At 66.7% G+C, this 24,127-nt stretch carries 14 protein-coding genes; 7 read left to right on the top strand and 7 right to left on the bottom strand.

What is annotated here, in order from left to right; translation table 11 throughout:
• Nucleotides 1-65 precede the first annotated feature (65 nt).
• Nucleotides 66-2,735: a TonB-dependent receptor gene (locus tag IQ458_RS12575; protein WP_203323033.1), complete on the top strand. Its 2,670-nt coding sequence runs from the start codon at nucleotides 66-68 to the stop codon at nucleotides 2,733-2,735.
• An 88-nt stretch (nucleotides 2,736-2,823) separates the two neighbouring features.
• Here IQ458_RS12575 and IQ458_RS12570 read toward each other — a convergent pair whose 3' ends face one another.
• The 3 genes from IQ458_RS12570 to IQ458_RS12560 form a co-directional block, all read right to left on the bottom strand.
• Entirely contained in the window at nucleotides 2,824-3,255 is a 432-nt protein-coding gene (locus IQ458_RS12570; protein ID WP_141452901.1) for a CBS domain-containing protein, read from the bottom strand.
• Nucleotides 3,256-3,529: 274 nt separating this feature from the next.
• Nucleotides 3,530-4,066 carry a GFA family protein gene (locus IQ458_RS12565; protein WP_203323032.1) on the bottom strand — a complete coding sequence of 179 codons (537 nt, stop codon included), beginning with the start codon at nucleotides 4,064-4,066 and terminating at the stop codon, nucleotides 3,530-3,532.
• 69 nt (nucleotides 4,067-4,135) lie between these two features.
• On the bottom strand, nucleotides 4,136-5,098 hold the full coding sequence (locus IQ458_RS12560) for an alpha/beta fold hydrolase (RefSeq protein ID WP_203323031.1): 963 nt from the start codon (nucleotides 5,096-5,098) through the stop codon (nucleotides 4,136-4,138).
• 1,117 nt (nucleotides 5,099-6,215) lie between these two features.
• Here IQ458_RS12560 and IQ458_RS12555 point away from each other — a divergent pair.
• The 4 genes from IQ458_RS12555 (at nucleotide 6,216) to IQ458_RS12540 (ending at nucleotide 16,048) form a co-directional block, all read left to right on the top strand.
• Entirely contained in the window at nucleotides 6,216-8,762 is a 2,547-nt protein-coding gene (locus IQ458_RS12555) for a TonB-dependent receptor (protein WP_183636243.1), read from the top strand.
• Nucleotides 8,763-8,984: 222 nt separating this feature from the next.
• The gene (locus IQ458_RS12550; RefSeq protein ID WP_235996820.1) at nucleotides 8,985-11,579 is read left to right on the top strand and encodes a glycoside hydrolase family 3 protein; all 2,595 of its coding nucleotides are present in this window, start codon (nucleotides 8,985-8,987) and stop codon (nucleotides 11,577-11,579) included.
• A 51-nt stretch (nucleotides 11,580-11,630) separates the two neighbouring features.
• Nucleotides 11,631-13,973 carry a GH92 family glycosyl hydrolase gene (locus IQ458_RS12545; protein ID WP_203323029.1) on the top strand — a complete coding sequence of 781 codons (2,343 nt, stop codon included), beginning with the start codon at nucleotides 11,631-11,633 and terminating at the stop codon, nucleotides 13,971-13,973.
• A 152-nt stretch (nucleotides 13,974-14,125) separates the two neighbouring features.
• Nucleotides 14,126-16,048, top strand: coding sequence for a CocE/NonD family hydrolase (locus tag IQ458_RS12540; protein ID WP_203323075.1), 1,923 nt, complete (start codon nucleotides 14,126-14,128; stop codon nucleotides 16,046-16,048).
• 125 nt (nucleotides 16,049-16,173) lie between these two features.
• On the opposite strand, the gene cueR is transcribed toward IQ458_RS12540, so the two are convergent.
• Both cueR and IQ458_RS12530 read right to left on the bottom strand, forming a co-directional pair.
• Nucleotides 16,174-16,629: a Cu(I)-responsive transcriptional regulator gene (cueR, locus tag IQ458_RS12535; RefSeq protein ID WP_141452908.1), complete on the bottom strand. Its 456-nt coding sequence runs from the start codon at nucleotides 16,627-16,629 to the stop codon at nucleotides 16,174-16,176.
• A gap of 12 nt (nucleotides 16,630-16,641) precedes the next feature.
• Nucleotides 16,642-19,062 (bottom strand): heavy metal translocating P-type ATPase, encoded by a 2,421-nt coding sequence (locus IQ458_RS12530; RefSeq protein ID WP_203323028.1) that lies wholly within the window; start codon nucleotides 19,060-19,062, stop codon nucleotides 16,642-16,644.
• A gap of 156 nt (nucleotides 19,063-19,218) precedes the next feature.
• Here IQ458_RS12530 and IQ458_RS12525 point away from each other — a divergent pair, with 156 nt between their 5' ends.
• Entirely contained in the window at nucleotides 19,219-19,479 is a 261-nt protein-coding gene (locus tag IQ458_RS12525; RefSeq protein ID WP_203323027.1) for a heavy-metal-associated domain-containing protein, read from the top strand.
• 84 nt (nucleotides 19,480-19,563) lie between these two features.
• On the opposite strand, the gene IQ458_RS12520 is transcribed toward IQ458_RS12525, so the two are convergent.
• Both IQ458_RS12520 and IQ458_RS12515 read right to left on the bottom strand, forming a co-directional pair.
• On the bottom strand, nucleotides 19,564-22,833 hold the full coding sequence (locus IQ458_RS12520; RefSeq protein WP_203323026.1) for an autotransporter family protein: 3,270 nt from the start codon (nucleotides 22,831-22,833) through the stop codon (nucleotides 19,564-19,566).
• Nucleotides 22,834-23,030: 197 nt separating this feature from the next.
• Entirely contained in the window at nucleotides 23,031-23,198 is a 168-nt protein-coding gene (locus IQ458_RS12515; RefSeq protein WP_203323025.1) for a hypothetical protein, read from the bottom strand.
• A gap of 48 nt (nucleotides 23,199-23,246) precedes the next feature.
• Between IQ458_RS12515 and IQ458_RS12510 the strand changes: the two genes are divergently transcribed.
• Nucleotides 23,247-24,083: a hypothetical protein gene (locus IQ458_RS12510; protein WP_203323024.1), complete on the top strand. Its 837-nt coding sequence runs from the start codon at nucleotides 23,247-23,249 to the stop codon at nucleotides 24,081-24,083.
• Nucleotides 24,084-24,127: the final 44 nt, after the last annotated feature.

The raw sequence follows: 24,127 nt of genomic DNA, 5'->3' as shown, positions 1-24,127 counted from the left end.
GGCAACCACACCAGCCACTGCGCGGGCCCGATCGCCCCGAGTCGCCGTACAACCAGGAGCCAATGATGAAAAAGCATCCCAGCGCTGTTCGACCGACCGGCATCGCCGCCGCGGTGGCGGCGGTATTGCTCGGCTGTGCCACCGCCCCGGTCCTGGCCCAGTCCAGCACGGATGGCGAGGACAAGCAGGCCAGCCAGGGCGAACCCACGACCACCCTGCAGACCGTGCGGGTGTCGGCCACGCGCCTGGAATCGGATCTGCTGAAGACTCCGGTGACCGTCACCGCGGTCACCCAGGAAACGCTGACCCGCGAAGGCATCCGCGACGTGCGCGGCCTGTCGGGCAAGATGCCCAACCTGCAGATCGCCGCCGGTCCGGATTCCGGCGTGCAGGTCACCATCCGCGGGATAGGCGCCAACAACTTCACCGAGATCGGCGACCCGGCCGTGGGCCTGCATGTGGCCGGCCTGTATTCCCCGCGCCCGCAGGGCGCGCTGGCGCTGATGTTCGACGTGGACCAGGTCGAAGTGCTGCGCGGGCCGCAGGGCACCCTGTTCGGCCGCAATTCGACCGGCGGCAGCATCAACATCATTCCGGCCAAGCCGCGTTTCGATTCCAGCTTCGGCAGCACCGAGATCGAACTGGGCAGCTACAACCTGCGCCAGATCAACCTGATCCAGAACCTCGCCGTCAACGATCGCTTCGCCCTGCGCGTGGCCGCCACCAAGATCGAGCGCGACGGCTGGATCGACCAGCAACAGGACTTCACCGACGTCAACATTCCGGAACGGGGTTTCATCGCCGACGGCATCCCGGACGTGGACCAGCGTCGCAACGTCAAGGTCCCGCGCAGCAAGTACTACTACAACCGGGACGAATGGGCTGCCCGCATCGCCGCCCGTTTCGCCATCACCGACGATGTCGAGTGGCTGCTGGCCTATGAAAAGTTCCAGAACTCCGGCGCCGGCCAGGTGGGGCTGAAGGACTGCAAGCAGGCCGCTGGCACCCGCTTCGCCTGCACCGGCGGCAAGTGGGACGTGAAGATCAACGTGCCCGGCCGCACCGACATGTCCATCGACACGGTGCGCTCGAACCTCAACTGGTATCTCAGCGACACCAACAGCATCGAGTACAGCGTGGCGTTCGCCAGGCAGAAGCGCTTCCAGATCTCCGATGACGATGGCGGCTACCACGAGATTCCCTCGCAGGTCACCGCGACCCTGCCGGTGCCGGCCGAAGGCGACTGGGGCGTCTGGCCGGTGCGCGACAACACCTCCATCACCCTGGATTCGGAGTACAAGTCGTTCGTCCACGAACTGCAGTTCAAGCACCAGGGCGAGCGTCTGAAGCTGGTGTCCGGCCTGTTCTGGATGCACGAGAAGAATTCGATCGACTACGCCCAGGAAATGCTGGTCAACGCCCCGTTCGGTTATCCGATCAGCCAGTTCTATCACCAGCCCAACCGCCAGATCGACGCCAAGGCGATCTTCTCGCAGGCCGACTGGCGCTTCGCGCCCACCTGGACGGCGACCTTCGGCGCGCGTTTCAGCCGCGATTCCAAGACCGATCGCGGTGGCCAGGTGTATGGCGGCTGGGACAGCGAATCGACGGCCTACTACAACGGGCTGTACGACCCGGGCACGCCGGGCGAACCCGGTTTCCGCCCGCACAACGGCCGTGACCTGACCGAAGGGATGGGACCGTTCGCCGGCATCGGCGCCTACCGGCTGTGGGGACCGCCGGCGGAAAACGCCCATTCCGATTCGTGGCGCAAGTTCACCTACCGCCTGGGCCTGACCAAGGATCTGTCGGACAACGAAATCCTGTTCACCTCGCTGTCCACCGGCTACAAGGCGGGCGGTTTCGGCGACAAGGACGACGCCTGTGACGGCAAGGTCTGCGTGGACGGCCCCGCCGGCCCGCACTACACCTTCTTCCCCTACCGGCCGGAAACCGTCACCAACCTGGAAGTCGGCTACAAGGGCCTGCTGCTGGACAAGCGCCTGAGCCTGTCGGTCACCGCCTTCTACAGCCGCTACAAGGACATGCAGGTGACCGGCGACTTCTTCGCCGCCAAGGTGATTGTCAACGAGCCCTGCCCGGAATGGGATCCGACCTGCGACGTGGTCAAGAAATGGCAGACCGTCAACGTCGGCACCGTGAACATCCCGGGCGTGGAGGTGGAGTTCGACTACCTGCCCACGGCCAACACCCGCATTGGCGGTTTCTTCTCGTACATCAACAGCAAGATGAAGGACTATCCCACCTTCAGCGACGAGTGGAACTGCGGCGTGCGCGAGGAGTTCGGCGCGGTGCCCTGCCCGCCACCCTACAACGGTCCCAATCCCGAGCTGGCGGGCCGGCAGATCTACGACATCACCGGCAACCACCTGCCGCTGACCCCGAAGTTCACCGCCGGCGTCAACGTGGCGCACACCTTCCGGTTCGGCAACGGCTATGAGCTGGTGCCCTGGATCAACGTCAAGTGGCAGGACAAGATGTACTTCACCCTGCGCAACCTGGACAACGCGCACGTCTCCGATGCGCAGGAAGCCTATGCCACGGTCGATGCCAGCCTGAGCCTGCAGTCACCCTCCTTCTGGCGCGCCGAGCTGTACGTGCTCAACGCCACCGACAAGATGACCAAGAACTGGGCCGACGATGCCGGCGGCTTCATCCGTGCCTACTGGAATGATCCGCGCACCGTCGGCCTGCGCGTCCGTTTCGACTACTGAGACCGTCGGTGCCGATGCTCCGGCATCGTCACGGGTTGCTCCAAAAAACCGCCCGAAAGGGCGGTTTTTTAGTCTCGTGCCGCGCCAGTCAATGCGCAGCGATGTAGATGTCGCGCAACACGTCCCGTTCGAGCGAGAGTTCGTCCAGCCGGTTCTTGACGATGTCGCCCAGGCTGACGATGCCCACCAGCTCATCGTCGCTGATCACCGGCAGATGACGCCGGCGCGCATGGGTCATCATCGACATCGCCTGTTTCAGCGTGCTGTCGGGCGTGATGCTTTCGATAGCGGTTTCCACCAGCCGGCTCAGCGGCCGCTCGCCGGCCTGCGCGCCGTGTTCCGCCAGCGCGGCCACGACGTCCTGTTCGGACACGACGCCAACCGGCTGCGCCAGGCGGGTCACGACCAGTGCCGCGATCTTGTGGGCGGTCATCTTCCTGGCGGCGGCGCCGATGGTATCCCCGATATCGATGGTGACCACATCGCCGGGCTTGGACTTCAGAAGTTCACGAATTTTCATGGGGGTCTCTGGCTGTTCGGGCTGCACCCATCCGGCGCGTTACCCGTGTTGTGTATCCGGACTCTATGACCTGCCCATCCGCCTCACTAGACGGCCCGAAGGGAATTCACCCTTCCACGGATGTGGGCAATGCGCGAATCCCTACACGCGGCGAGTGGTCCGGAACGCCATCCTGCGCCGGCGGCGCCACCGCAATCCAGACGGCCCTGCCTTTGCGGCAGGCGTCGGTTCAGTTTTCCGCATCGATGCTCCTTCCCGCGTCTCCCGCCTACTCTCAGGCATGGATCTCGCCGCCGACCTCGATGCGGGGACTGCGGAACCCCATGGCGATCCATGCGTTCAACAAACGGGCGAAGAACGAGAACGACTGGCGCTTGAAATTGGGAACGTCGGCGGGCAGGAACGACGCATCCGCCAGGTCGCCGGTCATCGTGCGCATCTCCAGTGGCGGCAGCGTGGCGTCGGGCCACAGGGCCCCATAAAGGCTCAACCAATGCCCGCCCTTGAATTCGAGGAACACGGGCGTATTGCAGCAGGACGCGAGAACGCGCCGGGTGCTGGCGTCGGATGACAGCCGAAAGGCCTTCAGGCGGTCCATGCCGGCGACAAAGCGGATGCGGTCTTTCCGGTAGAGAACGAACCGCGTCCCGCCCAACGGATCAAGCAGGGGCCGCGCGCAGGCCAACCGTTGCAGTCGCGCGCCGGCGGCACGGCAACTGTCGCAATGGCATGCGACGCTGGTGATGGGCTCTCCCCGGAGGGTCAGCTTGAACTGTCCGCAGGCGCAAGCGAGGCTCGTGGTCGGCGACATGTCTTTCCTTCCGTCGTGGATTCCATTCTTCGACGAACGGGCTGATCCGATTTCGACACGGTGATCGCGTTACGAAACACCCCAGAGCGCCCGCGCCTCCCCGGCGACCACCTCCGGCATCTCTTCCGGCCAGAACAGCCTGCCGCCCTCGACCCGCCGGACCCCGCGGCTGCCAGGCAGGGCCTGGTCGAGCCAGTTCGCCCAGCGGACCGGAAACAGCGGGTCCGCCGTGCCCCAGACCATGCGCGTCGGCGTGTCCAGGCGCCGGAGGTCCGGTTCGATCGCCAGCAAGGGATTGGGGTCGAGATCGGCGAGATAGCGGTTGAGTTGCGACTTGCGCAGCGGCGACGACACGAGCGGCTTGAAGTAGTACTCGATCGTTTCGTCGGTGACGTTCGCGGGCGTCATGTAGGCCGACCCGATGATGCCCTTGTCCGAACGGGCGTAGACGCGATCGTCCAGGTGGCGCTGCATCTTCGGATCATAGTTGCCGGCCTTGGCCGCGTTGATCGAGTTGCGCATCTGTTCCGGCGGGCAGTTCTCGTGGACGTCGCAGTTGGTCAGCAGCATCGTCCGGACCCGTTCCGGATGTTGCACGGCGAAGAGTTGCGCGATCGTTCCGCCGCTGTCGTTGGCGACGAGGTCGACGGACGAAACGTCGAGACGGTCAAGGAAGGCCACCAGCATGTCCGCCTGCGCCTGCGGGGAAAGATCCTGTTCCCCGGAGACCTCCGTATAGCCCAGTCCCATGAAGTCCGGCGCGATGCATCGCCGATGCGGCGCGAGGCGTTCGAGCGAACCGCGCCAATGGAAGCCGTTCAACGGAAGGCCGTGGAGAAACAGGGCCGCCGGGCCGCTTCCGACTTCCACGTGGGCGATGCGTCCGAACGGCGTGTCGGCGAAACGGCGCAGCGCGGTGAACGCCGCCGCGTCCAGCGTCGTCCCTTCCCTGCCCGGCGCCATCCGGTACGCGCTGAGGGCGGCGGTACCCGCAATCGCCGCGCATGCCTGCAGAAAGCTCCGTCGTTTCATCGTGGTCCCCTATCGTCAATGGCGTTGTCGGTCGAAGGAAATCGTGGCGTCGCCCGCGCGGTAATCCCTGCGGATAGTCGCCCCGATGCATGCCGTGGAACCCGTGGGTTGGCTGCCTCATCATCACCGGCGCCCGCTGGCGCGACCACGCGAATGCGTGCCGGCAGGCCAAGGCAGGTTGATGGTCGAACGCCTGTTGTTCGCGGGAGGGGGCGGTGCCGGAGCGCCCGTTCTCGCGGTAGCCGAAGGGTGTCGCCCATGACATGGGAGGCAGGGGGAATGGGTGAAATGGGCGGATTCCCGTCCTCGTCCGCACCGTCTTTCAGCGGTCTGTTGAAGCCTCCTTCCCGGCCGGATTTTTCACCTCCGGATGGCTGTTCCCTGGCGCCGATGGCCCGAAAAAGAACTCATATGAAACGATCCAAATGGCCTGATTGCGTTCAAATTTGCGAGCAAAGTTCCAATTTTCTTAAATGAACAGGGCCCAATGAGTGCTATCGCCCCTTCCTAGCAGCATCCGATGACAGGTCGTTGACATCTGAATTTATATCGATTCAAACTCGGCTCGCGTTGGCGCCCGTGCCGGCGCATCACGGGTGGGGGCACCTTGCAATGGCTGTTGCATCTCGAACGGACGTACCGATCAACGATGTGCCACTTCTCACAGTGGCCCTCGGTCATGCCGAAGCCGGTTCGCCACCCGCGCAGGCTTCGAACACCCCGCGCTCGCCTCGGCCACCCCGACGCGACCACGGTCCCTCCCCTTCTTTTCTCCAGGCCGCGGCATCGTTCGGCTCGACCCTCGGCGCGGCGCGCGACCGCCCGGTTCGCGAAATCGAATTCGAGTCACCCGCCTTTTTATTTGGCCGCCATTTGGTAGCGCTACCTGACGAGAACAAAACCCGGGCAAGTCGCCCGGGGCGAGCCACGGATGCAGGTCCGGGCATCGGGCAAAGCAACGCCACTCGCATCCGCCGTCCGACCGGCGGCGCACGAAAACGAACAGGACCTTGAAGAAAACGGAGGGGCGCGTCCCACGCCGGGGATGGGCACGGAACCACCGCAAATCGGCAGCAGGCAACCATCGCAGCAACCACCCATTTGATGAGGAAAGGTCATGAAATACCGCAAGTCCGCACTGTCGGCAGCCGTCATTGCCTGCATTGCCTTCAACGCCCAGGCACAGGAAGCCTCGGATCTGGATACCGTCACCGTCACCGGCTATCGCGTTTCGCTGGAAAAGAGCCAGGCGGTCAAACGCTCGGCCAATTCGATCGTCGATGCGATCAGCGCCGAGGACATCGGCAAGTTCCCGGACACCAATGCCGCCGAATCGCTGTCGCACCTGCCCGGCATCACCGTTGATCGCCAGTTCGGCGAAGGCGAGAAAGTCAGCATCAACGGCACCGATCCGGCCCTCAACCGGGTGCTGGTCAACGGCCAGACCATCGCCTCCGGCGACTGGGGCGGCAATCCCACCGACACCAGCGGGCGCACCTTCAACTACACCCTGCTCTCTCCGGAAATCATCGGCCTGATGGAGGTCTACAAGACACCGGAAGCGCGCATCGACGAGGGCAGCATCGGTGGCACCGTGATCGTGCATACCCGCAGGCCGCTGGACCTGCCCAGGAACACGCTGCGCGGCACGGTCGGCTACAACTACAACGACCGTTCGGAAGACGGCAATCCGCGCGCCTCGCTGCTGTGGAGCTGGAAGAATGCCGCCGAGGACCTTGGCTTCCTGATCTCGGCCACCCACGACAAGCAGAGCATTTCCCGCGCCGGCCTCGAATACTGGGGCTACACGACCGGCCTGCCCGACACCGCCGTCATCAGTGGCGAAGGCGACCCCGCCGCCGCCAAGCTGCCGGTCGGCATCAGCAGTTCCTACTTCCAGCAGGATCGCGAGCGTGACGGCCTGCAGGCGGCGTTGCAGTGGAAGCCCAACGAAAACAACGAAATCAACCTGACCGGTATCTACGTCAAGGGCAAGTACGACAACTTCAGCCAGGCGCGCTACATCTGCCCGGCCTGCAGCCTGGGCCAGATCACCAGCGCGACCATCGACAATGGCTACGTGGTCGCGGCCGAGGTCGGCGGCGACGCGTACGCGCAGCACGATTTCAACCTGCGCAAGAGCGAGGTCGAAACGCGGAGCATCAACCTGCGCCACGACTGGTCCGGCGAGAGCTGGGTATTCACCACCCAGGCCGGCGTGACCAGCGCCAAGGGCGGCAAGGATCCGGAATACCTGATGAAGACCCTGCTGCTCAGCGGTGGCTTCGATTTCGAGTACGACGCGCGGCATACCGTGGTGAACTACGACAACGACGCCGCGTCCAACTGGGGCCTGGCGCCGGGCCAGCAGTACGGCGGCCAGTACTACGAAACCAGCCGCGACAAGGAGCGCTACTTCCAGTTCGACGCGACCCATGACGTGGCCTGGGGTCCGATCAACCAGATCCAGGTCGGCTACAAGTACACCAACCACGACAACGGCGTGTCCTCGCGCGGCAACGCGGTGGACGTGGTGTCGGCGCTCAACCTGACCGAGATCCTGGGCGGCATGTCGCCGAGCGGGCTGTATGACGGCCTGGGCGCCGGCGGCGACCTGGCCTCCTGGCCGGTGGCCGATCTGGGCAAGGCCATCGCCTACTTCAACTCGCTGGCGCCGCGCGGCCCGTACACCTACAACTACGGTCCCTCTTTCAACGTCAAGGAGATCACCACGGCCCTGTACGCGCAGGCGAACTTCGAGTCCGGCAAGTGGCGCGGCAACCTGGGCGTGCGCTACGTGGATACCTCCGACAAGTCGCTGTACTGGGTCAGCAACGGCTCTGGCGGCTACGACCGGGCCCTGGCGAACCGCAGCTTCTACAAGCCGCTGCCGAGCTTCAATCTGGCCTACGAGCTGACCGACGACATGGTGGCCCGCTTCTCCGCCGCCAAGGTGATGGCCCGCCCCCGCTATGGCCAGTTGGCCGGCACGCTGGATCTCAACGACCAGGACTTCACCGGCGGCGGCGGCAACGTCGATCTCGAACCCTACGAGGCCACCAACTACGACCTGGCCTTCGAGTGGTACTTCGCTCCCAGCAGCATGCTGGCGGCCGAGGTGTTCCGCCGCGACATCAGCAACTACGTCGTGACCAATACCATCGAGCAGCAGCTGACCAACCCGATCTCCGGCGTGTCCGGCGTCTATTCCATCAGCCGTCCGATCAACGTCGCCGACGCCTCCGCCACCGGCGTGTCGCTGATCTACCAGCAGGCGTTCGACAACGGGTTCGGCATCAACGCCAACTACACCTATACGGACACCGACACCAGCACGAACCTGTTCCTGCCGTACGTCTCGAAGAACGCCTATACGGTGACGCCGTACTTCGAGAAAGGCCCGTTCAGCGTGCGCGTCAACTACAGCTACCGCTCGGAGTACTACAACCAGGTGGGACGCCAGAACGCGAGCGTGTTCGCCGACGCGTACAAGCAGCTGGATCTGATTGCCGGCTATCAGTTCAACGAGATGCTCGGCGTTACCTTCAGTGCCTCCAACCTGCTGGATGACACTTACTACTGGTACGACACCCAGAAGCGCACCCCGCTGGGCCTCTACAAGAGCGGGCGCAACTACCAGGTGGCCTTCACCTTCAAGTTCTGAGGCGGCCAAGGCACGCCATCGGTCCTCCCTCGATGGCGTGCCGTTCCGTGCGCGTGGCCGCCCCTACGGCCACGCGCTTTTTTCAGCGCCTCGTTCCAGACAGGCACCCTCCCGTACCCGTTGTACATTGAGCCACGCTCCGGAGAACCCTTGCCCATGCCCGTGTTCCTTCGCCGCCAGGCCCTGCCGTTCCTGATTGCCGCGGGATGGACGCTGGCGACAATGTCGCTGGCAGCCCCGGCACATGCGGACGAGGCCGAGCAGCGGGCGGCGGCGCTGGTGGCGAAGATGACGCGCGAGGAGAAAATCGCGCAGACGATGAATGCCGCTCTGGCGATTCCACGCCTGGGCGTACCGGCCTACGAGTGGTGGAACGAGGGCCTGCACGGCGTCGCCCGCAGCGGCCACGCGACCGTGTTTCCGCAGGCCATCGGGCTGGCGGCGACCTGGAATGTCGATCTGCTGGAACAGGTCGGCACGGTGACCTCGACCGAGGCCCGCGCCAAGTTCAACCTGGCCGGCGGGCCGGGCAGCGACCATCGGCGTTATGAAGGGCTGACCATCTGGTCGCCGAACATCAACATTTTCCGCGACCCCCGCTGGGGACGCGGCATGGAAACCTACGGCGAGGACCCCTACCTCACCGGGCAGTTGGCGGTCGGCTTCATCCGCGGCCTGCAAGGCGACGATCCCCGGCATCCGCGCACCATCGCCACGCCCAAGCATCTGGCCGTGCACAGCGGCCCGGAACCGGGACGCCACGGCTTCGACGTCGATGTCTCCCCGCGCGATCTGGAAGCCACCTACCTGCCGGCATTCCGCGCCGCACTGGTCGACGGCGGCGCCGGCGCGGTGATGTGCGCCTACAACTCGCTGCATGGCACGCCGGCCTGCGCCGCGGACTGGCTGCTCGATGGCCGCCTGCGCAAGGATTGGGGATTCCGCGGGTTCGTGGTGTCCGACTGCGATTCGCTCTACGACATGCTGCACTTCCACTACTTCCGTTCCGACGAAGCCGGCGCCAGCGCCGCCGCCCTGAACGCCGGGCATGACCTCAATTGCGGCAACACCTATCGCGCCCTGGGCCAGGCGCTGGATCGCGGCGAGACCGACGAGGCGTCGCTGGACCGGTCGCTGGTGCGCCTGTTCGCCGCGCGCTACCGCCTGGGCGAACTGGAGCGTCCGCGGCATGACCCCTACGCTCAACTCGGCGCGGCTGACATCGATGCGCCCGCCAGCCGCGATCTGGCCCTCGAAGCCGCGCGGCAATCGCTGGTCCTGTTGAAGAACGAACATGCGACCCTGCCGCTGAAACCGGATGCCCGGCTGGCGGTCATCGGTCCGAATGCCGATGCGCTGGCCGCGCTGGAAGCCAACTATCAGGGCACGTCCACGGACCCGGTGACGCCGCTGCGTGGCCTGCGGGAACGCTTCGGCCAGGCCCGGGTGAGCTACGCGCAGGGTGCGCCGCTGGCGGCGGGCGTGCCGGTGATGATTCCCGAGACCGCCCTGCGCAGCGATGGCCAGGCCGGACTCAGGGGCGAGTACTTCGACAATCCGGATCTGGCCGGCGCCCCACGCGTGGTGCGCCGGGATCGCGTGGTCAGCTTCAACTGGGATCAGGTGGCGCCCGCCGCCGGAGTCGATCGGAATCACTATTCGGTGCGCTGGACCGGTGAACTGCTGCCGCCCGGACCCGGCGAATACACCCTCGCGGTGCGCGTGGCGCGCTGCTTCGATTGCAGCGGGCACGATCCGGTGCGGTTGTACATCGACGACGAACTGGTGATCGCCGGTAACGCGCAAGACAAGCGCGTCGCCGCCGGCGTGCACAACGCCGATGGCCGCAATGTCGAAACGCGCCTGCATTTCACCGATACACGGCCCCGCCGCATTCGCCTGGAGATCGAGCATCACGGCCAGGATCAGGGCCTGCGGCTGGAATGGCTGGCTCCGGCCGACGCGCAACTGGCCGAGGCCGCGCGCGTGGCGGAAAGGGCCGACGCGGTGGTCGCTTTCGTCGGCCTGTCGCCGGACGTGGAAGGCGAGGAACTGAAGGTCGACGTGCTGGGCTTCGATGGCGGCGATCGCAACGCCATTGGCCTGCCGCCGGCGCAGCAAGTGTTGCTCGAGCGCGCCAAGGCGGCGGGCAAGCCGTTGATCGTGGTGCTGATGAGCGGCAGCGCGGTGGCGCTGAACTGGGCGCAGCAACATGCCGACGCCATCCTTGCCGCGTGGTATCCCGGTCAATCCGGCGGTACCGCGATCGCGCAGGCGCTGGCCGGCGACTTCAGTCCGGGCGGACGCCTGCCGGTGACGTTCTACCCGTCGACCCGGGATCTCCCTCCCTACGTCAGCTACGACATGAAGGGACGCACCTACCGCTACTTCGGTGGCCAGCCGCTGTATCCGTTCGGCCATGGCCTGAGCTACACCACCTTCGCCTATGACGCCCCCCGCCTGTCGACGCGGACCTTGAAGGCCGGCGAGACGTTGCGGGTGAGCGCGCGGGTGCGAAACAGCGGCGGACGCCGTGGCGAGGAAGTGGTGCAGGTCTATCTGCAGCCTCCGCAAGGGCCGCAGTCGCCGATCCGCAGCCTGGTCGGATTCGCGCGCGTGGCGCTGGCGCCGGGCGAATCGCGCGAGGTGACGTTCGAGCTGGACGCGCGCAGGCTCAGCGAGGTCGATCGCGCCGGCCAGCGAGCGGTCGAGGCCGGCGACTACCAGGTCTTCGTTGGCGGCGGCCAGCCCGGTACCGGTGCGCCCGGCGGTGCGGCCGGCTTCTCCATCATTGGCCGCGCGCCATTGCCGCGCTGATCCGCTGGCTCGGACAGGCACAAAAGAGACAAGGGAACGAGGAAACGGACGATGACGACACGACGTGGATTCCTGAAGGGCGCCGCCGCGCTGGGCCTGTCCGGCGTCGGTGGCCCCGCGATCGCCGCTTCGGCGCGCACCGGCAGACCCGCCCTGCCCGCCGACAGTCGCGCGCGAATGGACTTGAGCCGGCACGTCGATGTATTCATCGGCACCGGCGGCCACGGCCACACGTTTCCCGGTGCGACCCTGCCCTTCGGCATGGTGCAGCTCGGCCCGGATACCTACAACACGACCTGGGACGGATGCAGCGGTTACCACGAGGCGCAGGATTCGATCATGGGTTTTTCGCACACCCATCTGTCCGGTACCGGCATCGGCGACATGCTCGACTTCCTGGTCGTGCCGCGCACCGGCGAGGTCCGGCTGCATCCGGGTCCGCCGGATGCGCCGGAAACCGGCTACCGCTCGCGCTTCGACCGCGAGGACGAAGCCGCCTCGCCAGGCTATTACCGGGTAAGGCTGAAGGACACGGATATCCTCGCGGAACTGACCGCCACCGCGCGTACCGGCCTGCATCGCTATCGTTTTCCCGCAGGCAAGCCAGGCCACCTGCTGCTGGATCTGTGCCACGGCTACCAGGACAACGCCGACACGCCCACCCGGACCAGCGAGGCGCAACTGCGCGTCGTCGACGAGCGCACGCTGGTCGGTGGCCGTCGCGTCCATCAGTGGGCCAGGGGGCGCTACCTGTTCTTCGCGATGCGACTGTCGCGTCCATTCGCGCGCGCGCAGCTGTACGCCGATGACCAGCCGCTGGCCGAGGACGCGCGAAGCATCGATGGCACCCGGCTGAAGGCCGCCCTGCACTACCCGGATGCCGGCGCCGCGCCGCTGCTGGTCAAGGTCGGCATTTCGGCGGTCAGCGCCGAAAACGCGCTGGCCAATCTCGATGCCGAGTTGCCGGACTTCGACTTCGCCCGCGTGCATGCCGAGGCGGTCGATGCCTGGGAGCGGGAACTGGCGCGGGTGCGCATCGATACCGGTGACGGCGGGCAGCGGCGCATCTTCTACACCGGGCTGTACCACAGCCTGCTGGCACCGACACTGTTCAGCGATACGGACGGTCGCTATCGCGGCATGGATCTGAAGGTGCACACCCTGCCCGAGGGTTACCACAACTACAGTACCTATTCGCTGTGGGACACCTATCGCGCGCTGCATCCGCTGCTGACCCTGGTGCAGCCCGAGCGCGTACCGGATCTGGCCCAGGGACTGGTGCGCGGCGCGGCCGAATGCCCGGACGGCGTCGGCATCTGGCCGCTGCAGGGCGTGGAAACCGGCACGATGATCGGCTACCACTCGGCGGTGGTGCTGGCCGAGGCGCACGCCAAGGGTTTCGACGGCATCGACTACGCCGCGGCCTGGCCGCTGTTCCGCAAGCGCGCAATGGACGACGACTTCCACGGGCTGGGCTGGTATCGCCGGCTGGGCTACATTCCCAGCGACAAGGTCAGCGAGGCGGCCAGCCGGACCCTGGAATACGCCTACGACGACTGGGCCTGCGCGCATCTGGCACGCGCAGCCGGCGCCTTGGACGATCATCAGGCGCTGCTCGCGCGCTCGCGCAACTACCGTCATCTGTTCAACCCGGACAGCGGTTTCATCCAGCCCCGGCTGGAGGACGGCCGCTGGGCCGAGCCGTTCGACCCGCGCGCGCTGGGCCACTCGGAGCGCTGGCACGATTTCACCGAATCCAACGCCTGGCAGGCCACCTTCCTCAACCAGCACGACCTGTACGGCTACATGGAGGGCTTTGGCGGGCGTGACGGGTTCGTGCGCAAGCTGGACGAGTTGTTCGGCACCAGCTCCGAGCTGCCGGCCGGTGCGCCGCCGGACATCGACGGCATGGTCGGCCAGTACGCGCATGGCAACGAGCCCAGCCATCACGTGGCCTATCTGTATGCCTATGCCGGCCAGCCTTGGAAAACCCAGGCCATGGTCCGCCGCCTGATGCGCGAGCAATATCGCGATGCCCGCGACGGCCTGTCCGGCAATGAGGACTGCGGGCAGATGAGCGCCTGGTTCGTGCTCAGCGCACTGGGCTTCTATCCGGTCGATCCGGTCAGCGGTAACTATGTGTTCGGTAGTCCCTTGTTCCGCCGAGCCGAGCTGCACGTTGGCAACGGACGCCGGCTGCACGTCCTCGCTCGTCGCAACAATGCGCGGAATGTCTTCGTGCAACGGGTGCGCTGGAATGGCGAGCCGTATGCGCGCAACTGGATAAGCCACGCCGACCTGGCCGCGGGCGGGACGCTGGAGTTCGAAATGGGGCCGCGACCCAATCTTTCGTTTGGTACCGGTCCGGAGGATTTGCCGCCCGGATTCGGTTGATCCGGCTGGGCTTGCCGGCACGGGGTTGACGGGGCGTTCGCAAAGGCAAGCGGAGCGAGCTCCGCTCTACGGCGCATTCAGCACTGGCTGCGGGCCTCGCGGCGCGGTTTAATCGGCAGGTTACGACTCCGGAATCGAGACGCTCCATGAAGATGACTTGCAAGGCCCTCGGCTGCCGCAGGCTGGCGGCATTGGCGTTGTTCCTTCCCGCGGTTTTCGCCCTGGCCCAGACACCGGCGATCACGCCGGACATCACCGGCAAGGAATTCGTCGTACCGAAGCAGGATTTCGACTACGACAAGCGCGTGGTGATGGTGCCGATGCGCGACGGGGTGAAGCTCTATACCGTCATCGTCGTGCCCAAGGGGGCGAAGAACGCCCCCATGCTGTTGACCCGCACGCCCTACGACGCGGCGGGCCGCGCCCAGCGCATGGAATCGCCGCGCATGATCGACATCCTGCCGCAGGGCGATGAGGTGTTCGTGCCCGCCGGCTACATCCGGGTGTTCCAGGATGTGCGCGGCAAGTACGGTTCACAGGGCGATTACGTGATGACCCGTCCGCTGCGCGGGCCGCTGAATCCGACCAAGGTCGATCACGCCACCGACGCCTGGGACACCATCGACTGGCTGGTCAAGCACGTGCCCGAGTCCAACGGACGCGTCGGCATGCTCGGCTCTTCCTATGAAGGCTTCACCGTGGTGATGGCGCTGACCGATCCGCATCCGGCGCTCAAGGTGGCGGCGCCGCAGAGCCCGATGATCGATGGCTGGATGGGCGACGACTGGCTCAACTACGGTGCGTTCCGGCAGGTCAATTTCGGCTACTTCACCGGCCAGCTGACCAAGCGCGGCAAGGGAACTTCGGTGCCCAGCGAGGGGCTGGACGACTACACCACCTTCCTGCGTGCCGGTTCGGCCGGCGATTACGCCCGGACCCATGGACTGGAACAGATTCCGTGGTGGCACAAGATGACCGAGCATCCGGCCTACGACGCGTTCTGGCAGGAGCAGGCACTGGATCGGAAGATGGCCAGCACACCACTGAAGGTCCCGACCATGTGGCTGCAGGGCCTGTGGGACCAGGAAGACATGTGGGGCGCGAACCACAGCTACCAGGCGATGGAAGGACGCGATACCGGCAACAACCTGAATTACCTGGTGATGGGACCGTGGCGGCACAGCCAGGTCAACTACGAGGCACGCAACCTGGGCGCGCTGAAATTCGACGGCGATACCGCGTTGCAGTTCCGCCGCGACGTGCTCAAGCCGTTCTTCGATCAGTACCTGGTCGAAGGCGCGCCGAAGGCGGATACGCCGCCGGTGCTGGTCTACAACACCGGCGAGGACCGCTGGGACCGCCTGCCGAACTGGCCGCGCAGCTGCGCCCAGGGGTGTGGCTCCCCCGCCCGGCCGTTGTACCTGCGCGCGGGCGGCCAGCTCTCGTTCCAGCCGCCGGCGGCCGGCGAGAGCGGATTCGAGGAATACGTTTCCGATCCCGCCAAGCCGGTGCCGTTCGCGCCGCGCCCGGTGCGTTTCGGCGATCGCGACATGTGGACGACGTGGCTGGTCAAGGATCAGCGCTTCGTCGATGGCCGGCCGGACGTGCTGACCTTCATCACCGAACCGCTGACCGAACCGCTGCGCATCGCCGGCACGCCGTGGGTGAACCTGCAGGCGTCCACCAGTGGCAGCGACAGCGACTGGGTGGTCAAGTTGATCGACGTGTATCCCGAGCAGGTCGCCTCGGCGACCGAGATGGGCGGCTACCAGTTGCCGGTCTCGCTGGCGATCTTCCGCGGACGCTATCGCGAGAGCTTCGAGCACGCCAAGGCGATTCCCTCCGACCAGACCCTGCCCTATCGCTTCGCGCTGCCGGAGGCCAACCACGTGTTCCTGCCCGGACATCGGGTGATGGTGCAGGTGCAGTCGACCCTGTTCCCGCTGTACGACCGGAATCCGCAGACCTTCGTCCCGAACATCTACTTCGCCAAGCCGGAGGACTACCGCAAGGCGACGCAGCGCATCTGGCACACGCCGGAAGCGGCGAGCTCGATCGAGTTGCCGGTCTATTGAGTGCGGGCGAACGCGCGGCGGTGCGCTCGCGCCGCCGCGGCGTCCATCATCGACGCGCGCCGGGTCTACCGACCGGGCGACGCGCAGGCAAAAGGATGGGATGAGGCTCCGGACGCGCCTGAGACCTAGCGTTCGAGCGTCGCCAGATCTTCCAGGATCGGACAGTCCGGCCGATCGTCGCCGTGGCAACGCCGGGCCAGATCCAGCAGGGTCTGCTGCATGGCCTGCATTTCCCGGATCTTCCTGCCCAGTTCATCCGCGTGTGCGCGTGCCAGTTCCTTGACCTCCGAACTGGCGCGCTCGCGGTTGTCCCACAGTCCCAGCAGCACCTCGATCTGCTTGATCGGAAAACCAAGCACGCGGGCGCGCTTGATGAAGCGCAGGCGGTGGAGGTCGTTGTCCGAGTAGATGCGATAGCCGGCGAAGGTGCGTTCGGCCGGCGACAGCAGGCCGATGCTTTCATAGTGCCGGATCATCTTGGCGCTCACGCCGCTGATGGCCGCCGCCTCGCCGATGTTGTGCAGGCCCTGCCGGCGGGCGTCGGCCAGTTCGGGGCGTGGTGCCTGGGTTCGTCTGGACATTGCGGAAATCTCCTAGGCGTCCAAGGTGGGTCGCCAACGGCGCAAAAGCAAGGTATTGGCGAGCACGCTCACCGAGGACAGCGCCATGGCCGCGCCGGCCAGCACCGGATTGAGCAGGCCCAGGGCCGCCAGCGGAATGCCGACGACGTTGTAGGCGAATGCCCAGAACAGGTTCTGGTGGATCTTGCGGGTGGTGCGGCGGGAAACATCCATGGCCGCGGCGACCAGCCGCGGATCCGGACGCATCAGGGTCACGCCCGCGGCGTGCATCGCCACGTCGGTGCCCGAGCCCATCGCCAGTCCCACCGATGCCGCCGCGAGCGCGGGCGCATCGTTGATGCCGTCGCCGACCATGGCCACGGTGCCGGCCTGCTGCAATTGCTGGATCACCTCGGCCTTGCCGTCGGGCAGCACGTTCGCGCGCACTTCGTCGATGCCCAGGGTCGCCGCCACCGCCCCGGCGGCGCCGGCGTTGTCACCGGAGATCATCACCGTGCGCAGCCCCATCGCATGCAGCCGCGCGATCGCGTCGGCCGCGCTTTCCCGGGGCTCGTCGCGGAATGCCAACAGGCCACGCAACCGGATCGTTCCGTCCCGCGCTTCCGCCAGCCAGGACACCGTATGCCCTGAATTGCCCAATGAATCGGCCTGCACGGCCTGCGTGGAAACATCGACCTCCAGTTCACGCATCAGTTGCGCACTGCCCAGCCACAGCCGGCGTCCCTGCACCTCACCGGAAAGACCACGCCCCGGCAGCGCCTGCACATCGACCGCCAGCTGCGGCGCCGGGCCGGAGGCCGCGGCGGCCAGTACCGCCTTGGCGAGCGGGTGTTCGCTGCCGGCCTGCAGCGCGGCGGCCAGCGCGAGCAGATCCGAAGCGCTGCCCTCGGTGGGCAGTACTTCGGCCAGCAGCGGCCGCCCCTGCGTCAGCGTACCGGTCTTGTCGAACGCGACGATGGTGACCTTGCGGGCCGTCTCCAGCGCCTCGGCGTCCTTGAACAGGATGCCCGCGCGCGCCGCCACGCCGGTGCCGGCCATGATCGCGGTGGGCGTGGCCAGGCCCAGCGCACAGGGACAGGCGATGACCAGGACGGCAACCGCGTTGAGGATGGCCTGGTTCCAGTCGCCGGTGAATACACCCCAGGCCACCAGGGTCAGCAGGGCGATGCCGATCACCACCGGAACGAACACCGCGCTCACCCGATCCACGATCCGCTGGATGGGCGCCTTGCGGGCCTGCGCGTCCTCGACCAGGCGGATGATGCGGGCCAGCGCGCTTTCCGCGCCCACCGCCACGGTGGTGATCGCGATGTTGCCTTCCCCGTTCACCGCGCCGCCGGTCACGCGATCGCCCGGGTTCTTGGCCACCGGCAGCGACTCGCCGGTGATCATCGACTCATCGGCATGGGTGCGGCCTTCGAGCAGTTCTCCGTCCACCGGAATCTGTTCGCCCGGACGCACGAGCACCACGTCGCCCACGCGAACCTGATCGATGGGCAGTTCCACGTCGCCATGGGCCTGGCGCACCCGCGCGGTGGCCGGACGCAATGCCTGCAACGCGCGGATGGCTTCGGTGGTCTGGCGCTTGGCGCGTGCTTCCAGCCACTTGCCCATCAGGATCAGGGTGATGATGACGGCAGATGCCTCGAAGTACAGCGGTTGCGCGGCATGCGACGAGGTGCCCGCCAGCAGGTGGTACACGCTCAGGCCGTAGCCGGCGCTGGTTCCCAGCGCGACCAGCAGATCCATGTTGCCGGTACGCGCCTTGAGCGCTTTCCAGCCGGCCTTGTAGAAGCGCGCGCCCAGCCAGAACTGCACCGGCGTCGCCAATGCGAACTGCACCCAGCCCGGCAGCATCCAGTGTTCGCCCCACAACAGGCCCAGCATCGGCAGCACCAGCGGTAGCGACAGCAACGCGGCGAACCACAGGTGCCGGGCTTCGCGGGAAGCCGCGACCTGCGCGGCATCCGTGCCGGACCGTGCCGCGGCATGCGGCGTGGCGCCGTAGCCGGCCGCCGCCACTGCCGCCACCAGATCGGCTTCGGCCGCCTGGGAAGTGACCCGCACGCGTGCCTGTTCGGTGGCGAGATTGACGCTGGCTTCGACCACGCCCGGCACGGCGACCAGGGCGCGTTCGATGCGCGAGACACAGGACGCGCAGGTCATGCCCTGCAGCGCCAGTTCGATCTCGCGGGTGGCCATTTCATAGCCGGCGTCGCGCACGGCCGCGTCCAGCGCCTGCAACGGCAGCGGTCGCGCGGCGTGGACTTCGACGGTTTCGGTGGCAAGATTCACCGCCACGTCGGCCACGCCCGGGACCTCGCGCAGGCTGCGTTCGACGCGGCCGACACAGGACGCGCAGGTCATGCCGGATACGCCGAAACGGAACCGGTCCTGGATGGCGGCGGCGGCGTGGGACAGGGAGGAGTTCATGACGGCATCCATCGGTGGGGTTGCCGGCACGATGCGGCTTCCCACGATGGGAAGGTCAAACCACCACCATTTCCCGCCCCGGGATTGACCTTCCCACAGGGGCAAGCCCGAACGTGTGCGTGCCGGCGATGGGCCGGTCATCCTCTCCGAGGCATCATGAAACTCATTGTCGAAGGCATGACCTGTGGCCACTGCGTACGCACGGTCACTTACGCGCTGCAGGCGCTGGACGCCAATGCGTCCGTTTCCGTGGATCTTCCGGGCAAGACCGTCCTGGTCCGGGGCGACATCCGCGCGGCGGAAGCGACCCAGGCATTGGCCGCGCAAGGTTATGACGTCGTCGCGACGGACGAAGCGGTCGCCGCGGCGCCGGCCGAATCCGGCAGCCAGTGCTGCGGCAGTTGCAAGGCCGCCTGACCGATCCGTCCGGACCACACCCGTGATCGCGGCGACGTGGCGTGAAAGGCGCGGGTCATAGGGATGCCCCGCGCCTTCCTGCGGTCACCAGTTGAAGCGCATGCCCAGATTGCCTTCCACCGTTTCGCGATCCAGACCTTCGTCGCCGGTATCGCTGGTGTAGTCTGCGGTGAAGTACAGGCTGAAGCGATCGCTGAACTTGGCCACTACCCCGCCGCCGAATTCCACCGCATTGGCCATCTGTCGGGTAACGACGGCATCGGTATCCATCCGCATCACGTCGCGGCCTTCGAAGGTGTGCCAGTAGTTGAGCTTCAGGTAGGGCTGCCACAAGCCGTGCGCGGTCGGGAAATCCGCGGCCAGGCGCAGGCCGACGCGTCCGGTCAGCGCACTGTCCATGTCGAACGCCACTCGGGCGAAGCGGTCGCGCTGATCGTCCAGATCCGTGCGTTGCCAGATGATTTGGGCCTGGGGTTCCAGCGACCAGCGCGAGCCTTCGCGCCAGCGCACAGGCGCGCCGATCTCCAGCGAAGCGGTCAGGCCGTCGCCGTCCAGTTCGATGCCCTGGCCCCGGGTCGAACGTGCATCGCCGTCATAGCGGCTGGCCATCAGCACCGCGTCCAGATAGCCGCCGCGTTCGCCGATGCGCGTCCAGTACAGGCCCAGGTGGTCCTCGTCGAGCTTGTTCTTGCCCACGGTGAGGTTGTTCCAGCCGATGGCGAAACCGCGCACGTCGCCGTCGGCGCGGGTCCGACCGAGGAACAGGCCCAGATGGTCGCGGCGCCCGGCCTCGGTGTTCTCCCAGGCATGGATGTCCACGCCCGCCTGCACGCCGGTGATGGAACCGTCGAAGGTGGGCGAGACGGTTCCGCGCCAGCTCTGCTCGGTGTTCTGTCCGATCACCCTGCCCCAGGCGGCGCGGAAGGTGCCGTCGTTGCCCAGCAACGCCTGTTCGCCCTGGCGCTCGTGGAAGGTCCCCAGGCTGGCCAGCGAGACCTGGCGCAACAGTGGCGGCACCACCGCGTAGGTAGGCGTTTCCACGCGATACAGCGGGATCACTTCGCCTTCGGCTTCGGTGGCCCCGGGCGTTGGCGGCGTGCGGTCTCCGCCGGGCAGCGGCGCCGGATTCCGCGGCACCGGGGGTTCCGGTGGCGGAGGTGAAGGCGGCTGGACCGGCGGTGGTTCCGGCGGCGGCGCCGGGGGCTCCGGCGTGGGTGCTTCCGGATCGGGATCGGGGATGTCCGGATCCCCCGGCAGTTGCGGCGGCGGCGGTGGCGGTGGCGGCGGCAATTCCGGCGGGGGTTGCGCCGGCGGCTCCGGAGGCGGAGGCGGTGGCGGTTCCGGCGGCGCGGGTTCGGTCGGATCCGGTGCGGGCGCCGGCGTGGAATCGATACCGCTGAGCAGGGTGGAACGCAGGTACCAGTTCTCGCTGCTGCCGTCGCTGGCGCCGCCCTTGAACAGGTAGTACTCGAATGCGCCTGCCGCCACGGGTCCGGTCAGCGCGAAGGCACTGCTCGTTGACGTCGCGCCCTCGATCGACTGCACCACCATGATGCCGTCCAGCGCCGTCTGGGCACCCGGACCGCCAAAATTGATGATGTCCAGGCCGGTGCTGCCGCTGGCCTGCCCTCCCGAGAGGATCAGTCGATCGGAGGCGGAACTGTCGTCCCCAAGCACCGTCTGCAGGTGGACCACGCCGTTGTTGCCGACATAGTTGCCGACGATGGTGAAGGTATCGCTGGCGTCACCGGTATTGCCGTTGGTCAGGTCGATGCGGCCTGCATTGACGACATTGGCCAGTTGCGCCGCGTCGAACGCGCGCACCGCGGCATGGGTGCCATCGCCGGCATAGACCGTGCTGGTCGCATCGATGTTGAAAGTGCCGGTACCGCTGCCGGCGTCGCCGAGCACCAGGTCGCTGTCGAAACCCAGTTCCGTGTCGTTGAGCGCATCCACCCGTTCCCAGTTCTGGAAGCGCGAAATGCCGCCGGTGGTCACGTTCGACCAATTGAGCGCATCGTTGCCGGCGCCGCCGTCCAGCAGCGGCGTGGCGCCCAGGTGCGCCTGGTTCAGGCTGGTCAGGTTGGCGACATCATCGCCGTCGCCCAGATCGATGGCGCCATGGATCACGCCACCGCCATTCCATTCGAACACGTCGTTGCCCAGGCTCACGCGGACTTCGCCACGCACGGTGCCGCCGGTAACGGTGATGCGGTCGTCGCCGCCGCTGACGCTGATGTTGCCGCCAATGTAGCCGTCGGACAGGCGGATGGTGTCGCGGCCGAACCCGGTCACCAGGTTGCCGTCGATGGTGCCGCCGGACATGTCGAAGGTATTGTCGTCGAGCTTCATGTTGACCCGGCCGATGCGTCCGCCGGTCATCTCGGCGTAGTCGCCATCCTCGAACGCGCCGATGATGCGTCCGCCGGTCATTCGGAAGGTGTCCAGGCCATCGCCCTGGAAGAGCGCGCCGATCTCGCCGCCTGTCATCACGAAGTCGTCGATGCCGCCGCCCTGCTGGACCGTGCCGGCGACGCTGCCTCCGTTGACCTCCATGCGATCCTGGCCGGCTCCCTGGTCGACCGGGCCGATCTGGCCGTCGTTCAAGATCAGGGCATCGTTGCCGTCGCCCTGGCTGGTGGTTCCGTTGATGGTGCCGCCCAGCATTTCGACCAGGTCGTCACCGCCAGCGAGAACCAGATTGCCGTTTATCGTGCCGTGGTTGATGAAATGCACCGCGCTGCTGCCGGACCCGCCAATCACGGTGCCCGTCGCCTCGATGACGCCGGTCCCGGTATTGGTGATCGTGTTCAACCCGGTCATGTTCTGTGACCAGATGGCTATCGCACTGGTCGCTCGGATGGTGCCGCTGTTCCGGATGACGTTGCCCGTACCCAGGAAGTTGACCGCCTCGGCACTGCCCTGCGTGCCCAGCGCCAGCACCTGACCGCCCGCATCGATGGTCAGGGTGCCGCCAGTGCGCATCTCGACAGTGTTGGCGCCGGCATTGAACAAGCCCGGGGCGCTGACCGCCGTGGAACTGACCACGGCATCCGTGCCCATGTGGATGCTGGCATTGTCGCGCAACGAAATCGCGTTGGCGTCGCCCACCGCGATCCGGGCACCGGCCTGCACGTCGACGGTACGGTTGTCGGCCGCGGGCACATTGCCCTCGCCCACAGTGGCAACCCAGGGATTGGGCGCGGCGGTGGTGCAGACCGTGGTGGTGCCGGTGGTGACGCATTCGGCGGCGGCCAGCGCCGGCGCGAGCAGCGCCAAGCCCCCGAGCAACCGGCTGGCATGCAGCAGCCGGGCAATGTCCATCGACAACCGCTTGCGTTCGATCTGGGCCATACAGGGTGCTCCGTTCCGTGAGTCGCTCCCCCGCATGCGCGCTCGGCAAGTTCGGGGGAATTTGTATGCGCGGGATCGCATCGGCCACCGCAGCGTGAGCCCGCGAGAGATTGTGCGAGCCCGGCTGGCGAATGTAGCGCAGGCCCGTCGGCGCGCGGAACACAGTAGCCTGTGACGAGATACGCAAATCGAAGCATCTATTCGCGGGTGGCGCGGTTCTTCCCCGTAACGCCATCGACGCGATGGCAATGCATGATCGACGCGCGAACCTCGCCATGCACATGCGCATCTGCGTCGTTCGCGGCGCGGGTTCGGAACCGGAGCATCGCGATGGTGCCGGATGCATGCGTGAAGACGGCCTTCACGCCGGATGCGTCGCCGTCCCTTCCCCACCACTCGACAGGTACAGCCACATGCAGGTGAACATCGATCAGGTCTGCCAGGGCATCTACGAACACATTCCCGGCGAGGACGTGGTCGGCTGCGTACGGCGTGGTGACGCCGTGCTGGCCTGGGCCATCGACGGCGCGACCACGCTGACGGAACATCCCTTCACCACCTTCCCCGACCTGACCGATGCGGGCTGGTTCGCGCGCGGCATGGAGCGATGGCTGGCCGAACGCGGTGCGCTGGAATCGTTCAGTCCTTCATTGCTGGAAGAAGGACTGCGAGTCCTGCGTGACGAGTACCTCCGCGCCGGTGGCGAGGCGCAGCCGCTCCACGCCTGGCCGGTCGCCGCCGCCGTCGTGGCCGAAATCAGCCCGTCCGGCCCTGCCCTGCGGATGCGGGTTCATCGCTACGAGGACTGCTTCCTGGAAATCCATTCCGCGCACGCATCGCCGCGGTCGATGGTGCCGGCGGTCCTGCCCACGCAGAGCCACGACGAGTGGAAACCCCATTCCGGTTTCGGATTACCGGCCCTGGAGCGCATGTGGGCGCGCAGGCGCCAGCAGCAGGCCAATACCGGAGGCACGGCATTGACCCTGAATCCGCTCAGCGCGCACAACGCGGTGATCGAGGAGCAGGTACTGACCGCGCCCGTGCACATCGTGCTGGGCAGCGACGGGCTGTCGCGGGTGTGGGATACCTACAATCTGATGAGTCGGGAACAGGCGCTGGCGCTGATCGCCGAACAAGGATTGCCGACGCTGCTGGCCACCCTGCGCGAACACGAAGCCAGCACCCGCACCGGCGACGCGTCGCTCAAGCGCCGCGACGACGCCAGCGGTCTGCACTTGTTCCTGGGCTAGCGCGTCCTGGCGCGCGGCGACGCCGGCGAAGTGCCCTGGCTCGA

Source organism: Pseudoxanthomonas beigongshangi, assembly GCF_016820515.1.
Classification (GTDB): Bacteria; Pseudomonadota; Gammaproteobacteria; order Xanthomonadales; family Xanthomonadaceae; genus Pseudoxanthomonas_A; species Pseudoxanthomonas_A beigongshangi.
The sequence above is the reverse complement of the archived record's forward strand: the minus strand, read 5'-3'. Positions and strand labels throughout refer to the sequence as shown.

Excerpts from the sequence above, each read along its gene's own strand:
- IQ458_RS12525 (WP_203323027.1), top strand. The coding sequence starts at position 19,219 with ATGAAACTCATTGTCGAAGGCATGACCTGTGGCCACTGCGTACGCACG.
- IQ458_RS12575 (WP_203323033.1), top strand. The coding sequence starts at position 66 with ATGAAAAAGCATCCCAGCGCTGTTCGACCGACCGGCATCGCCGCCGCG.
- IQ458_RS12555 (WP_183636243.1), top strand. The coding sequence starts at position 6,216 with ATGAAATACCGCAAGTCCGCACTGTCGGCAGCCGTCATTGCCTGCATT.
- IQ458_RS12560 (WP_203323031.1), bottom strand. The coding sequence starts at position 5,098 with ATGAAACGACGGAGCTTTCTGCAGGCATGCGCGGCGATTGCGGGTACC.
- IQ458_RS12520 (WP_203323026.1), bottom strand. The coding sequence starts at position 22,833 with ATGGCCCAGATCGAACGCAAGCGGTTGTCGATGGACATTGCCCGGCTG.
- IQ458_RS12565 (WP_203323032.1), bottom strand. The coding sequence starts at position 4,066 with ATGTCGCCGACCACGAGCCTCGCTTGCGCCTGCGGACAGTTCAAGCTG.
- IQ458_RS12550 (WP_235996820.1), top strand. The coding sequence starts at position 8,985 with ATGTCGCTGGCAGCCCCGGCACATGCGGACGAGGCCGAGCAGCGGGCG.
- IQ458_RS12545 (WP_203323029.1), top strand. The coding sequence starts at position 11,631 with ATGACGACACGACGTGGATTCCTGAAGGGCGCCGCCGCGCTGGGCCTG.
- IQ458_RS12540 (WP_203323075.1), top strand. The coding sequence starts at position 14,126 with ATGACTTGCAAGGCCCTCGGCTGCCGCAGGCTGGCGGCATTGGCGTTG.
- IQ458_RS12570 (WP_141452901.1), bottom strand. The coding sequence starts at position 3,255 with ATGAAAATTCGTGAACTTCTGAAGTCCAAGCCCGGCGATGTGGTCACC.
- IQ458_RS12510 (WP_203323024.1), top strand. The coding sequence starts at position 23,247 with ATGCAGGTGAACATCGATCAGGTCTGCCAGGGCATCTACGAACACATT.
- cueR (WP_141452908.1), bottom strand. The coding sequence starts at position 16,629 with ATGTCCAGACGAACCCAGGCACCACGCCCCGAACTGGCCGACGCCCGC.
- IQ458_RS12530 (WP_203323028.1), bottom strand. The coding sequence starts at position 19,062 with ATGAACTCCTCCCTGTCCCACGCCGCCGCCGCCATCCAGGACCGGTTC.